The sequence below is a fragment of the Actinomadura fulvescens genome (genome assembly GCF_039533225.1).
GTDB classification, from domain to species: Bacteria; Actinomycetota; Actinomycetes; order Streptosporangiales; family Streptosporangiaceae; genus Spirillospora; species Spirillospora fulvescens.
This window is the reverse complement of the sequence record NZ_BAAATD010000011.1, coordinates 193,268-207,486: the sequence shown is the minus strand read 5'-3', so window position 1 is coordinate 207,486 and position 14,219 is coordinate 193,268. Positions and strand designations below refer to the sequence as shown.

The following is a 14,219-nucleotide window of genomic DNA, read 5'->3' as shown; positions in this document are numbered from 1 at the left end:
CGAAGGGCGAAGGGGCAGGATGGGACGGCGGACGGCTAGCCGCGGGGCGGGTTCGGGACGTCCTCACCGAGAAAGACCCGGCGGACCGCCCGTTCGGATGCCCGGCCGTCCTCCCAAGGGCAGAAACGTTCCCGGAAGGCCGCGCGCGACCGGGCCGCGGCCTCGCCCCACGGCGTGCCGGACCGGAAGCCCTTCAGCAGGTCCTCCTCGGTACGGGCCACGAGACCCGGCGGGAACTCCGTCAGGTCGAAGTTGACGCCCCGGGTGAGCCGGTAGGTCTCCCAGTCGGCGGCGAAGATCACGATCGGCCGGTCCGGCAGCACGGCGTAGTCGAACATGATCGACGAATAGTCGGTCAGCAGCGCGTCGGACGCGATGCACAGGTCCTCGACCGACGGGTGCGCGGAGACGTCGATGACGCGCTCCCGGTCCCAGAGCTCGGCCTCCGGCTTGTAGAAGTAGTGCGCGCGCAGCAGCAGCACGTACTCGTCGCCGAGCTCCTGGGCGAACCGCCGGATGTCGAACGTGGGCGAGAAGTCGCGCCGGTAGTCGCGGTGCGTCGGGGTGTAGAGGACGGCCTTCTTGCCCTCCGGGATGCCGATCTCGGCGCGCAGCCGGTCGCGCTCGTCGGCGGTGGCGCGCACCAGCCGGTCGTTGCGCGGGTAGCCGATCTCCAGCATCTCGTAGTCGCAGGGGAAGCTGCGCTCCCAGACCTCGGTCGTCAGGGGGTTGGCCGACACGTGGTAGTCCCACCGGTCGGCCCGCCTGATCAGCGCCTCGAAGTCCATCGTCCCGCCGCCGGCGGGGTACTGCATCTGGTCGAGGCCCATCTTCTTGAGCGGTGTGCCGTGCTGGGTCATCACGTGGACCTGGCCGCGCCGCTTCACCAGGGCGTTGGGGAAGTTGACGTTGTTGACGAAGTACTTCGCGCGGGCCATCGTGCGCCAGTACGCCTTGGAGCCCTGCACGACGTACCGCACGCCCTTGGGCATGTCCGCGACGTTCTCGGGCTTGACCACCCAGACGCCCTTGACGTGCGGCGCGAGCTCCGTGGCCCGTTCGTAGATCGCGGCGGGGTTGCAGGCGTAGCCGCGGTACCAGTACGCCGCGTACACCGCGAGGTGCTCGTCGATCGGACGCCGCAGCTGCGAACGGTAGTAGGCCTGCATGCCGCGGCGCTTGGAGTTGTTGGCGACCGCCTTGGCCTTGCGCTTGACCTTGCCTGCCAGCGCCCGAGCCCGCAGCCTGGCGTGCAGCCGCTCAAAGCCCTTGAAGTCGTTCTTCCCGATCAGCACGTATTTCTTGGCGAGGATCGGGTCGTCGGGCATGACGTGGTCCGCCGGCCGGTAGCGCCGGTAGATCTCCGATATGCCGGCGAAGAACCTGGCCCGGTCCGCCTCGGGCACCCGGTCGTCCGCCTCCATGATCACCAGCAGATGCCAGATCGCCCGGTCGAACATCCGGGCGCGGAACTGGTCGGCCTCGGGCCCCATCCGGTCCATGAACGCGAACACCCGGTCGTACTGGGGGAACGCGTCGAAGTGCTTCTGGCTGCGCGTCTTGGTGATCGCGCCGCGCCGCCGCTGCCGGTAGATGTAACAGACCTGGTCGAGCAGGCTGATCTTCTCGGCGGCCAGCAGCACCGGGTAGGTGACGTTGTAGTCCTCGTAGTAGCCGCGGCTGAACCGCAGGCCGAGCTCCAGCAGGTACTCGCGGCGGATGGCGCGGTTCCAGGCGGTCATCATCAACCGCAGCACGGTCGGCCGCTCCGCGCAGGTGAACACGTCCGGCGGCGGGGGCACCCGGAACAGCTCGTTGATCACGCTGCGCTTGACCTTGCCGTACCAGTACTCGCGCGCGTAGTCGAAGAGCAGCACGTCCGGCCGGGTCCGGGCCAGCCGGTCGACGATCGCGTGCACGGCCCCCTCGGTGGCGTAGTCGTCGCTGTCGAAGAACCAGACGTAGTCGCCGGTCGCCAGGTCCAGGCCGATGTTGCGCGCCTCGCCGAGCCCCACGTTCTCGGTGAGATGGCGTACCCGTACCCGCGGGTCGCGGGCGGCGATCTCGTCCAGGATCTCCCCGCAGCGGTCCGGCGAGGCGTCGTTCACCGCGATGACCTCAAGGCCGGGGAGGTCACAGGCGAGGATTGATTCCAGGCACTGCCGGATATACCCCTGTACGCGGTGTACGGGAACGATGACGCTCAGTGAGGGAACGGTGGCGTTCGCTGACTGCCAGCCGGCGGCGGGGGCGGGGCTCGGGTTGTCTGCCATGGCTCCGGGAACGGGTTCGGGACTGGGGGATGGGGTCGCGCTGCGCGGCAGCCTGCATGGGACTGCCGTAAGGATCGACTGTAACGGCACATATGGGGTGATGGTGGCCATCTACCGGATGGCGGTGCTTTACCTGTTGTTCCCGCCCCGGTGGCGAAACACCGGTCGACAGACGGTGACGAGATGAGAACGATCTCTGGGTTCCGGGCACAACACGTCATCTGTCACACTTCGATGTGAAACCTGAAGAAGACCTGAATGACGTCCGGACGGGGGTGCCGAGACGATGACAGCGCACGCTGAAGTGGCGCAGGTGTGGCCGCGCGACGGCCGCATCAGAATCGTCGGCGAGGTCGTCTCCGCCGAGCCTTGGGCGGAGGCGCCCTGGCGGTTGCGGCTGTCCTCGCGCGAACGCCGGAAGGCGAGACCGGCCATCTGGAGGCGCGCCCTCGGCAAGGTGCGCGGCCTGGCGGGCCGCGATTCCGGTGGCAATCCCGCCGACTTCACGATTCCGATCGCCATGGACGGCGCCCGCTTCGAGGCGGACATTCCGCTTTCCGCGCTCATGTGCCCCGGCCCGTTGCGCTGGGAGCACTGGGATCTGCACCTGGTCGCGTCCGTGAACGGAGAGCGCCGTTCGCTCCGGGTGGGCAAGTACGACGACGATATGCCCGGCAAAAAGCACATCGTCACCTTTCCCATGCAGACGATGACCAAGCCGTTCCGGTTGTCGATCCGGCCCTATTTCACCGACGGCGACAACCTCTCCATCCGGTGTCATCACAATGACAAGAGCGACAAGGGCGCGACATGAAGATCACCTATCTGGTCCTCAACGCCTACGTCCTCGGTGGCACCATCCGCACGGTCTTCAACCAGGCCAACGCCCTGGTCGCGCGCGGCCACGAGGTCGAGATCGGCTCCATGCACCGCCGCAAGGACGACACGGTCTTCCCGCTGGACGACCGGGTCCGGCTGGTCCCGATCGTGGACGTGCGCCCGGAGGTCCCGCGCGGGCCGTACGACCTGGCCGACGAGGACACCTCCTGGCACGGGCACTTCCCGGCGGGCGTCTCCGGTGACGAGGAGTCGCGCCGCCGCGTGAGCGGATTGATCAACTACCTGCGCGAGCCCCGGGAGGGTGTGCTCGTCTCCACCCGTCCGACGATCAACCTGGTGGTGGAGCGGTACGCCGATCCCGCCCTGGTCCGCGTCATCCAGGAGCACTCCCACCTCTCCGCGCACAAGGGGGAGTGGCGGGAGGCCATCGACCGCGCCTACCCGTCGTTCGACGCGCTGGTCACGCTCACCGAGGACGACCACGCCGCCTACACCGAGGCGTTCGGCGACTCCCTCCGGATCGGCCGCATCCCCAACGCCCTGCACTCCCTGGACGTGCCGCGCTCCGACCAGTCACGCAAGATCGTGGTCGCGGCCGGCCGGCTGGACAAGAACAAGGGCTTCCACCTGCTCGTCGAGGCGTTCGAGAAGGTCATCGAACGGCACCCCGACTGGACGCTGCGGATCATCGGTGACGGCCCGGAGGAGAAGAGGCTCCGCGCGATGGTCCTGAAGCGCCACCTCTACAACCACGTCTACGTCATGGGCCCGTCGGACCGGCTCGACCAGGAGCTCGCCAAGGCGTCGATCTTCGCCATGAGCTCGCGGTCCGAGGGCTTCGGCATGGTGCTGCTGGAGGCCCTCAACTGCGGCCTGTCCGTCGTCAGCTTCGACTGCCCGGTGGGCCCGCGCGAGATCCTGACCAACGAGGTCGACGGCCTGCTCGTGCCGACCGGTGACGTGACCGCGCTGGCCGAGGGGATCGCCCGCCTGATCGAGGACGAGCCGCTGCGCCAGAAGCTGCGCACGGCGGGCCTGGAGACCGCGGCGGGCTATGGCCCCGAGCCGATCGTCGACCAGTGGGAGCGGCTCTTCACCGACCTGCTCGCCGTCAAGGCCCGTGCGTCCGGTGTTGCTGAATAGCGGATAAAGCCTAGGCAGTGTCCCTGCGTTGCTAGCGTTAACGGTATGGAACAACGGCCTAAAGTGACCGTCGTCATACCGGTCTACAACTGCCTGGCCTCGTTGGGCCGCGCACTGGACTCGGTCTTCGATCAGTCACTCGGCCCGGGCACGGACGCCGTTGAGATCATCGCGGTGGACGACGGCTCCACCGACGGGAGCGGGGCCGAGCTCGACCGGATGGCCGCGCGGCACCCGCGGATGACGGTCGTTCACCAGGACAACTCGGGTGGGCCGGGGGCACCGCGCAACGTGGGCCTGGACCGGGCGGCAGGGGAGTACGTCTTCTTCCTGGACGCCGACGACTGGCTCGGGCCCGAGGCGCTGGAGCGCATGTGCGGCATGGCCGACGCCAACGGCACCGACGTGGTGTTCGGCAAGTACGTCGGGGTCGGCCGGGGCGTGCCCAAGGCGATCTTCGCGAGGACGGTGCCGTCCACCACGCTGGCCAAGACCCCGGACCTGTACGGCACGCTCGCGGTGATGAAGCTGTTCCGCACGGAACCGCTGCGGAGCAACGGCGTGCGGTTCGCCGAGGGGGTGCTGTCGGGCGAGGACGTGATCTTCTCCGCGCACGCCTTCCTGCACGCGCGCTCGTTCTCGGTGGTCGGCGACTACGACTGCTACTACTGGGTCGACCGCGAGGACGGCACCAGCGTCATGCAGAACGGCGGGGCCCCGGCGGCGGCCTACTTCCCGCGCATGGTCGAGCTGATGGAGGTGGTCGACCGGCACGTCCCGCCCGGGCCCCTGTACGACCGCCTGATCGCCCGGCACATCGAGTGGGACGTGCTGCACCATCGGTTCCACCTGCACTACCTCACGCAGGACGAGGCCGAGCAGCGCGGCGCGGAGGAGGCGGCGGCCGACGTCCTCAAGCGGTGGCTGACGCCCTCGGTGGCGGCGCTGCTGCCGGTGCACACCAAGCTGATCGCGTACTGCGTGCAGCACGGCCGCCGCACCGAGCTCCGCGAGATCATCGAGTTCCAGCACCACGGCGGGCGGGCGGCCCCGGCCGTGGTCGGCGACGGCCTCTACGCCCGCTATCCCTACTTCCAGGACCCGGTGTCGGCGATCCCCGACTCCTGCTACGAGATCAGCGACCGGCTGCTGCGCGTGCAGCGGCGGTTCACCGAGGTGGCCTGGCGGCCCGGCGCGCTGGAGCTCGCGGGCCGGGTGGAGCTGATCGGCGTCGACGAGCCGCAGGAGATCACCATCGTCCTGCGCGCCAAGGGCGGCCCGGACGGCTCCGGAGAGCCGGGGACGCGCCGGATCAGCGCGTCCCGGGTGCCGGAGGAGGGGCCGGGGGCCTTCCGGGCGGCGATCCCCCTGGGCCCCGGCGACGCGCCGGCCGACGGGGTCTGGGAGGTGCACGTCGAGGTCCGGGTGGGCGGGTTCACCGTCACCCGCCGGCTGCTCGCAGCCGAGGACGTCACGCTGCCCGGCCCGCGGCTCGTCGCCTCCGGCTCGGTCGTCACCGCCGTCGTGGACCCCGGCTGGCGCACGCTGGCGCTCCGGGTCGTACCGGACGAGGCGGCCCGGCTGCTGGAGATCGACGAGGTGCGGTGGGACGGGCACGGCCGCCTGCGGGTGAGCGGCGGCATCCCGAGCGCCCTCCCCGAAGGCCACGCCGTACGGGTCTCGGCCGAGGCCGTCCGCCGCGGCGACGGACCCGCCCGGCAGGCCGCCGCCGAGGGCGTGAGCGCGGCGCACCGGCTGGAGGTGGCCGCGGAGTTCGACCTGCGCGGCTGCCCGCCCGGCCGGTGGGACACGTGGCTGGAGATCTCCGTGGACGGCGTGCGCCTGCGCGGCCGCGTGCCTCTGCCGCGTGCCGGACTGCCGGACGCGTCGCCCAGCGGCATCTTCCGCAAAGCCGCCCCGTACGGCACCAACCGCCGCGCCCTCGCCATCAAGGTGGTGGAGCGTCCGATGGCCCGCAAGGTCCGCCGCATCGCGCGTCGCCTGCGCTCCCGCTAGCGACGTTCGTACAGGGTCACGGTCCCGCCCTTGTAGCGGTAGCGGACGACCTTGCGGAAGCCGTCGCGGTCTCGGGTGATCAGGCGGAACTTGGCCTTGTCGACCGGGGCCGCGGACACGAATCTCCGCCAGACGAACCAGACGCGATCGACGGTGGCCAGGCGGCGGGCCAGTTCGGCGGGCCTCACCTCTTTGCCGTCGATCGTGCCGGTCGCGGCGCCGGTCCTGGCCAGGGCGAGGTCGTTCAGGCCGCGGTAGGCGTCCGGATAGGGCGCGGTGACGCGGCGGAACCGCTGGTCGCTGAAGACGATCGCGTCGCCGGGGGCCTGGTGCTCGCGCAGCAGGGCGGCCAGGGAACGGGTGTCGTCGATGCGGGCGTCCGGCTCGCGGACGTCCAGATGCATCGGGACCGCCGCCAGCGCCAGCGCGAGCGCCACCGGGCCGGCGGCCCAGACCGGAAGCCGGCGCAGCGCCAGGCCGATCATCAGCGCCATCGCGGGGACGCAGAAGAGCACGTACCGGAAGACGTAGCTCGGCACGACGAACGAGGCGCCGAGCAGGATCGCGGGGGGCAGCAGGGCCCAGGCGGCGGCCGTCCAGCGCGGGTCGACGGGACCGGCGGGCCGGACCGGCCGGACCAGGGCCAGGCCCAGCAGCACCAGCACGGGGACGATCGACCACGACGACCCCGAGACCATCTTCAGCAGTAGCTCCACGGCGCCCCGGTCGGGCTCGCTGATCCACTCGACCTGGAGCCGTCGCTGTGGAAGGGCCACCAGAACGAGCGGCACGGTGGCGGCCAGAGGGAACGCGACCGAGACGAGCCAGCGACGGATCAGCGGCAACGTGCGTTCACGCGTGGTCGCCACCGTCACCGCGTGGGCGGGCAGCAGCAGGAGGCAGAAGATCTGGAGCCAGCCGAGCAGCGCGATCGAGACGGCGTAGGCCGCGAACCAGCGGCGATCACCTCGTTCCAGCGCACGGACGAGGAGGTAGGTGGCGACGGCGGCCAGTGCCGTCGCGAGCATGTACTGGCGGCACTCCTGCGCGTAGCGGGAGATGGCCGGCGACACCGCCACCAGAAGGCCCGCGACGAGTCCCACGAACCTGTCCGCGACCCGCGCGCCGATCAGCGCGGTCATCGCCGCCGCGACCGCCGCCGCCAGCACGGAGGGCAGCCGGGTCGCGACCTCGCCGGTGCCGAACAGCGTCACCACGGGGTGCATCAGCAGGTAGTACAGACCGTGCACGGCGTCGATGGTGCCGAGCAGGTCGACGATCTCACCGGGCGACCGCCGTGCGACCGTGATCGTCGCCGTCTCGTCGCGCCAGTAGGTCGGCGTGCCGAGCCGCCATCCGGTCACCAGCAGAGCGGTGACCGCCGGCAGAAGTGGAACGAACCAAGACCAGGGCAGGCCCTCCGACCGTGCGCGTCCTCGCAGAACACGGTCGGCCAGACAAGAGCCCGCGGCCACACATCCCCCGATGTCGGCGACAGCATCGAGATCGAGATCTTACCCAGGGAACGCGTAAGCGCGACGGAAAGTGTGAAGCTCACTGTTCGTGTCCGGTGGTCGCCTCCGACGCGGATATGCTGCTCGATGTGGTCGCGCCTCTCGGTGCTGGAGGCCCTTTACATGTTCACGGAGCCGGTTTGAGTGACAGTGCCACCACGGTGGGTGCTGACAGAGGGCGACTGTTCGGGATCGCGCGTGGCGGAGGCCGCTTCCTCCTGGCCCATGGGCTCTTCCTGGTCGTTCTCGGCGGGTCGATCGCCGTTCGCTGGGTCGTGATGCTCGGCTATCCCTCGCCTCTGTGGTTCGGGGATTCGCCCACCTATCTCGACGGCGCCCTGAAGTTCGAACCCGCCCGGCTGCGTCCCAGCGGTTACTCGGTCTTCCTGTGGCTGTTGAAGCCGTTCCACAGTTTCACCGTCGTGCTGAGCGTCCAGCACGCCCTCGGCGTGCTGACGGGCGTCATGGTCTACGCGCTGGTGTGGCGGGGCCTGCGCGCCGGTTGGCCCCGGTGGTGGACGTGGGCGCCGGGCGCCCTCGCGACGCTGGTCACCGTTCCGGTGCTGTACGACGCGTACCAGATCGAGCTCGAACACCTGCTGATGTCGGACGGCCTGTTCACCTTCCTGCTGGTCGCCGGGATCACGGTGGTGATGTGGCGCCGCCGCATGAGCTGGTGGACGGGGGCGCTGGCGGGGCTGCTGCTGGCGTTCTCCGCGCTCGTCCGGTCCATCGGGCTGCCGCTCCTGCTGGTCGTTCTGCTGTGCATGCTGATCCGCCGCGCGGGGTGGCGCGCCATGGCCGCCACCGTGGTGACGGCCGCGATCCCGTTCGTGGTGTACATGTCGTGGTTCCAGGAGGCGCACGGCAAGTTCGCGCTGACGACCACCGACAAGGTGTGGTTGTACGGCCGGACCGTCGACTTCGCGGACTGCTCGATCATCAAGCCCCGGCCCGAGGTGGCCATCTTCTGCCGCGACGGCCTGCCGCGCGACCCCGACGTGGCCCCCGCCTTCCAGGCCCTCTGGGGCTGGAACTCCGGCTTCAAGCAGCTGCCCGGCAAGATGTACAACCCGGACGCCAACAAGCTCGCGGGTGAGTTCGCGATGGCCGCCATCACCAAGCAGCCCGGCGACTACGTGGCCGTCATCTGGCGCGACACGATCCGCTCGTTCGAATGGGACCGCACCTACTACCCCACCCGGGGCACGGTCGAGCAGTACGAGTTCCCCGTGGGCGCCTCGCTGACGAGCTGGCAGGCCATGTACGCCTACCCGTACGGCGGCGAGACCAGCGACGCCAGAGTCGTCGAGCCGCATGGCGCGTGGGTACGGGACTATCAGGATCGTTTCTTCATGCGGGGGCCGTACCTGGGCGCGCTGATGGCCGTCGGCCTGCTCGGTGTCCTCGTTCGCGCGCGCCGTCTGGGCGGCGACGTGCTGCTGCCGTTCGGCGTGTCCCTCGCGCTGCTGGTGGTCCCGGCGGCGACGGCGGACTTCGACTACCGCTACATTCTCCCGGCCATCCCCTTCGCCGCCCTGGCGGCCGGGCTGACGCTCGCCCGCCGTCCCCGTACGGCCGTGGCACCGGTCGTCCCCAAGCCCGTTTCGCTCATCAAGCCCGTCTCCCTCATCAAGCGCAAGGACGCGCCGGTCGTTCCGCCGCAGGCCGACGGCGAGGCCGACGACGAGGGCATGGACGACGACGCGGACGACGAGCCGAGCCGACAGAACGCCGAGACCTAGAAACGCCGTCTCAGGCGCTGTCGGCGGCCGTCAGGCTGGGCTGGTGCTCGTGGGGAAAGCCTGCGCGCAGGTCGGCGACCTTCCGCTCCAGCGTGCCGAGGGTACGGCTGTAGTCGCGGCTGGAGAGCCAGAACTTGTAGATGATGAACAGCTCGAAGGCCAGCATGCCCACACCGGCCAGCGCCGCCACCGGGATGATCGCGCCGGAGATCACCGCGGCGGCGACCGGCGCGACGATGAAGACGCCCATCTGGAACTCGATGCCGCTGATCAGGTGCGGGCGGATGCGGGTGCGGGTCAGCACGTTGCGGATGCGTGCGTACCAGGGGAACTGCTGGTTGAAGCCCTGCTGGAGCAGCGCGGCCGGGGTCGGCTGGTCGCCGACGACCTGGTCTTCCATGTCGGCCTCGGGGTCCGGGCTCAGCAGCCGCTCGATCGGGTCGATGACCGGGGTGTCCTCGCCGTTGGCGCGCTTGTGGGCGAGTTCGAGGAGCTCCGCCTCCTCCTGGAGGCGCCGGAGCTGGGCGCGCATCTGGGAGCGGACCTTGTAGATCTCCAGCGCGTCCATGTAGCGCAGCATGTCGAGGAAGACCACGCCGACGGCCGCCCAGACGTAGGCGACGTTGCCGGTGGCCGCGTACTGCCCGCCCATGAGGGCGATCGCGCAGACCAGGACGCGGACGCGGTCGAAGATGTAGTCGAGCCAGGCGCCGAAGACCGAGCCCGTGCCCTTCAGCCGGGCGATCTTGCCGTCCATGCAGTCGAGCGTGAACGACAGGTGGTAGAGCAGGGCGCCGAGCAGCAGGTAGGGCCAGGAGGCCAGCGCGAAGCTCGCGCCCGCGCCGAGGCCGAGGACGAGGGCGCCGACGGTGAGCTGGTTGGGGGTGATGTTGGTGCGGTTGGCGGTGAACCGGACCAGCCGTGCGGCGAGCGGGTCGACCAGCAGTACCGTCCACCATGCGTCACGCGCTTTGTACGTCCGCTCACGAACGTCATCGAGCGTGAATTTCGACATGGAGAGCTGTCCTTTCATGACGGATAGACGAGGCTTCCCTACGCCGCACGGGGCGATATCCCAAGATCATCGTCGCTTCGGGTCAGCGCCGTCCCAGGAATCACCGGCTGGGGGTAAAGATGTTACCTCGCTGTGCCGGTGTGACCATCGATAGTGACCATCTCGTCACAGAGTGACACCGAGGAGCCGGTCGACGACGCGGGCGGCGGCGTGACCGTCGTCCATCGCGCAGTACTTCTCGCGGAACGCCCGGTAGGCGGCGGCGTGTTCGGAGGTGACGGTGTCGAGGGACCTGAGGGCGTCCACGACCTCGTCGTTCTCCCGCAGCAGCGGACCGGGGGCCTCCTCCGTCAGGTCGAAGTAGGTACCGCGGAGCTCGTCCTGGTAGAAGTCCAGGTCGGGCGTGAAGAACAGGATCGGCCGGCCGGTGGCGGCATAGTCGAACATCACCGAGGAGTAGTCGGTGATGACCACGTCCGCGACCAGGTAGAGCTCGTTGATGTCGGGGTAGCGGGTGACGTCGATGACCTCGCTGCCGATGCCGACGGTCCGGTCGGCGACCATGTGGTGCTGCCGGACGAGCACGGTGTGGTCGTCGCCGAGCGCGCCGGCGATGAGGCCCGTGTCGAGGACGAGCTCGGCCTGCCGGCCACCGGTGAGCCAGATGTCCTCGCGCCACGTCGGCACGTACAGCACGGTCCGGCGGTCCGCCGGGATGCCCAGCCGTTCGCGCACGGCCCGGGCACGCGCCTCGCGGTCGGCGCCGAAGAGCATGTCGTTGCGCGGGTAGCCGGTCTCCAGCACCTCGCCCTCGTACCGGAACGCCCGCCGGAACATCTCGGTGACGTGCGGCGCGGGGGAGATGAGGTAGTCCCAGAGCGGCACGTCCTCCTGGAACCGGCTGAGCTTGGTGGTGCCGCTGGCGATGCGGCCGTTCTGCACCAGGTCGTAGCCGATGTGCTTGTACGGGGTGCCGTGCCAGGTCTGCAGGTAGGTCTGGCCGGGACGCTTGGCGTACCCCTGCATCTGCAGGACGTTGTTGACGACGAAGCGGGCCGAGCCGACGAGGTCGTAGTATTCGCGGCTGCCGCGCAGCACGACCCTGCCGTCGCCCGGGACGCGGAACTGCCCGTCCGCGGTCGCCCAGACCAGGTCGAAGCCGAGGTCGCGCCGCAGCATCTCCTCGTAGATCGCCTGCGGGTTGCAGGAGTACTGGCGGGCGAAGTAGCTCTCGAACACCACCAGGTCGCGGAACGGCGCGGTGCTCGTGGGCGAGAAGTACTTCTGCTGCATGGCGCGCTGGTTGTACTGGCCGCGTTCCTCGTCCGACAGCGCGGTGCGGATCCACAGGTGCAGCAGGTCGCCGCGCTGCGTCGTCAGCTGGAGTTCGTGCATCCCGACGAAGCGCGGCTCGGGCAGGCGGTCGCGGCCCGCCCGGTCCATGGCCACGCTGACCTCGTCGCCGTTCGGGCCGGGCGCGTAGAGGTCCCAGCGGCCGCTGGGCAGGGGCAGCAGGCCGTGCGCCGTCTGCCGTTCGGCGTTGACGAGCGCCGTGAAGTAGTGGTCTTCCCAACTCAGCGGGAGCTCGTGCGAGTCGTTGCTGCGGCGCCGGCGCATGATGAGCCGGTCCGGGCGGTCGCCCTCCTCGGCGTACGAGCCGGTGAGCCGGACCGTGCTGCCGTCGAGCCAGTCGACGTCGGTCACGACCAGGCGCGGCGTGCGCTCGACCAGGGTCAGGTTGCCGTACTTGGTGGCGATGATGTCGTACTCGTGGCCCGCGACGTGCCCGCGCACGTCCATCAGGTCGGCCGACACCGCCAGCCGGAGCCTGGCGCGTCCCTTCGCGCGCACCGACACGTCCCACTCGATGGAGTCGAGCGAGGCGGTGGCGTCACCGGCGCCGGTCTCGGCCGCGAGCTCGGCGAGGTCGATGGTGGAGGTGAACTGGACGCGTCCACCGGGGCCGTCGCCGGTGCGGGTGACCGGGCGGCGCACCGTGGTCATGCCCTGCCGGAACGCGATCTCCAGATGGCCGTCGGTGACGTACGCGGCGTCCTCGCGCCGGACCCAGCCGGTGAGGTGGACCAGCGGCCCCTCGACGGTGACCTCGGTGACCTGGTTGCGGACCGGCTGCACGCCGATCACCAGGTCGCGGTTGGCGTACTTGGGCTTGACGACGCGGCCGGACTCGACCAGGCGGGCCTTCGGATACCAGCCGTGGCCCTTGGGCCCGGTGAGCGCGCCGCGGCGCTTGACGCCGTGCGTGGTGACCGTGACGTAGACGTGCCGGTTGCCGCCGCCGGTGCCCAGCTTGGCCGGGTCGATCTCGACCACGAACCCCGACCAGTCCAGGCACGCGGTGGCCTGCCCGCTGCCCGCGGTCACGTCCGGCCGGCGGACGCGGGTCACCGCGGGGCGGATGACCTTGGGGATCAGCCGGAAGACCCGTCCGCGGATCTCCACCTCGATCTCCGAGTCGGCCTGCGCGGGCGCGTCCAGCCGCTTGATGTAGGCGTGGCCCTCGATCCGCAGCCGGCCCTGGTGCCAGGTGACCTCGTCGATGCCGGTCTTGAGCTCCAGCTCGTCGCCGAGCTCGTAGAGGTCGTCCGGGAAGCGCGGATCGCCGAGGAACGGGTAGTCGCCGTACCACCGGCCCGGGTGACCCGCCCGCTGGATCGCGCTGTTGCGCATCGGGTCGCTCTTGGCGAACGAGACGATCTCCAGCAGCTCGGGCGACAGCCGCTGCCGGACCGCGTGGAACTTCAGCCGGTCGATGGCGGGCAGGCCGGCGTAGAGCCCCGGGTCGACGGTGTCGAGGAAGTCGTTGACGAGGTCGAAGAACGTCTCGCGGTAGACGTCGTCGCCCTGGTCGAACACGTTGACGTAGATGCGGATGTCGTCGGACAGCGCGAACCCGTCGTAGGCGTCCTTGAGGTCGGGCGCGTGCTCCCTCAGGAAGGCCGCCGCCGCGCGTACCGAGCGCATGCGGTCCTCAAGGTTGCCGGGCTCGGTGCGGCGCTGCGTGATCGACCGCGCGCCGGTCTCGCGGATCCGCCAGTGGTAGACGACCTCGCGCAGGACGTCGACCCTGCTCGCGAGGACGTGCGCGGGGATGGTGGCGGGAGCGTCCTCATACAGGCCGGCGGGGAACGTGAAGCCGTGCGCGTCCCAGAACGACTTGCGGAAGACCTTGTTCCACGCGGTGCGGTCGCGCAGGAGCTCGGGGAACTCCCGGACGTGGGTGGCCTTCCGGTCGATCGGGAAGATCTTTTCGTGCATCGCCGACAGCTGCAGCCCGTTCGCCCCGAACCGGCGCACCCCGCCGCAGGCGATGTCGGACCCGGTCTCCTCCAGAGAGGACACCATCAGGTCGTAGGCGTAGCGGGGAATGATGTCGTCGCTGTCGGCGAAGGCCAGGTATTTGCCCGAAGAGTGCGGAACGCCCGCGTTGCGGGCGGGGCCGAGCCCCTGGTTCTCCTGCTGCACGAGCCGGAACCGGCCGTCCTTGGCGGCGAACTCCTTGGCGATCGCCGCGCTGCCGTCGGTGGAGCCGTCGTCGACCATGACGACCTCGAGGTCGCGAAGCGTCTGCCGGGCCAGCGACTCAAGGCAGGGCTCGAGGTACAGCTCGACGTTGTAGAACGGCACAACGACGCTCAGCAGCGGTGACACG

8 protein-coding genes are annotated in these 14,219 nt (G+C 69.9%); 4 read left to right on the top strand and 4 right to left on the bottom strand.

Annotation, left to right across the window (positions count from 1 at the left end; all coding sequences use genetic code 11):
• Window positions 1–35: 35 nt before the first annotated feature.
• The gene (locus ABD333_RS34640) at window positions 36–2,273 is read right to left on the bottom strand and encodes a bifunctional glycosyltransferase/CDP-glycerol:glycerophosphate glycerophosphotransferase (RefSeq protein WP_344546771.1); all 2,238 of its coding nucleotides are present in this window, start codon (window positions 2,271–2,273) and stop codon (window positions 36–38) included.
• A gap of 313 nt (window positions 2,274–2,586) precedes the next feature.
• Between ABD333_RS34640 and ABD333_RS34635 the strand changes: the two genes are divergently transcribed.
• Genes ABD333_RS34635 through ABD333_RS34625 form a run of 3 tightly spaced genes read left to right on the top strand, consistent with a single transcriptional unit; the run spans window position 2,587 to window position 6,272 of the window.
• The gene (locus tag ABD333_RS34635) at window positions 2,587–3,087 is read left to right on the top strand and encodes a hypothetical protein (protein ID WP_344546770.1); all 501 of its coding nucleotides are present in this window, start codon (window positions 2,587–2,589) and stop codon (window positions 3,085–3,087) included.
• A complete protein-coding gene (locus ABD333_RS34630; protein WP_344546769.1) occupies window positions 3,084–4,256 on the top strand; it encodes a glycosyltransferase family 4 protein in 1,173 nt (390 codons plus the stop codon). The genes ABD333_RS34635 and ABD333_RS34630 overlap by 4 nt, the downstream gene beginning before the upstream one ends.
• A gap of 45 nt (window positions 4,257–4,301) precedes the next feature.
• The gene (locus ABD333_RS34625) at window positions 4,302–6,272 is read left to right on the top strand and encodes a glycosyltransferase family 2 protein (RefSeq protein ID WP_344546768.1); all 1,971 of its coding nucleotides are present in this window, start codon (window positions 4,302–4,304) and stop codon (window positions 6,270–6,272) included.
• Here ABD333_RS34625 and ABD333_RS34620 read toward each other — a convergent pair.
• Window positions 6,269–7,636 (bottom strand): glycosyltransferase family 39 protein, encoded by a 1,368-nt coding sequence (locus ABD333_RS34620; protein WP_344546767.1) that lies wholly within the window; start codon window positions 7,634–7,636, stop codon window positions 6,269–6,271. The two genes, ABD333_RS34625 and ABD333_RS34620, sit on opposite strands and share 4 nt — an antisense overlap.
• Before the next feature lie 311 nt (window positions 7,637–7,947).
• Here ABD333_RS34620 and ABD333_RS34615 point away from each other — a divergent pair, with 311 nt between their 5' ends.
• A complete protein-coding gene (locus tag ABD333_RS34615) occupies window positions 7,948–9,531 on the top strand; it encodes a hypothetical protein (protein ID WP_344546766.1) in 1,584 nt (527 codons plus the stop codon).
• Window positions 9,532–9,541: 10 nt separating this feature from the next.
• Here ABD333_RS34615 and ABD333_RS34610 read toward each other — a convergent pair whose 3' ends face one another.
• On the bottom strand, window positions 9,542–10,546 hold the full coding sequence (locus tag ABD333_RS34610) for a CDP-alcohol phosphatidyltransferase family protein (RefSeq protein ID WP_344546765.1): 1,005 nt from the start codon (window positions 10,544–10,546) through the stop codon (window positions 9,542–9,544).
• A 165-nt stretch (window positions 10,547–10,711) separates the two neighbouring features.
• The gene (locus tag ABD333_RS34605; RefSeq protein WP_344546764.1) at window positions 10,712–14,218 is read right to left on the bottom strand and encodes a CDP-glycerol glycerophosphotransferase family protein; all 3,507 of its coding nucleotides are present in this window, start codon (window positions 14,216–14,218) and stop codon (window positions 10,712–10,714) included.
• Between the last annotated feature and the right edge of the window lies 1 nt (window position 14,219).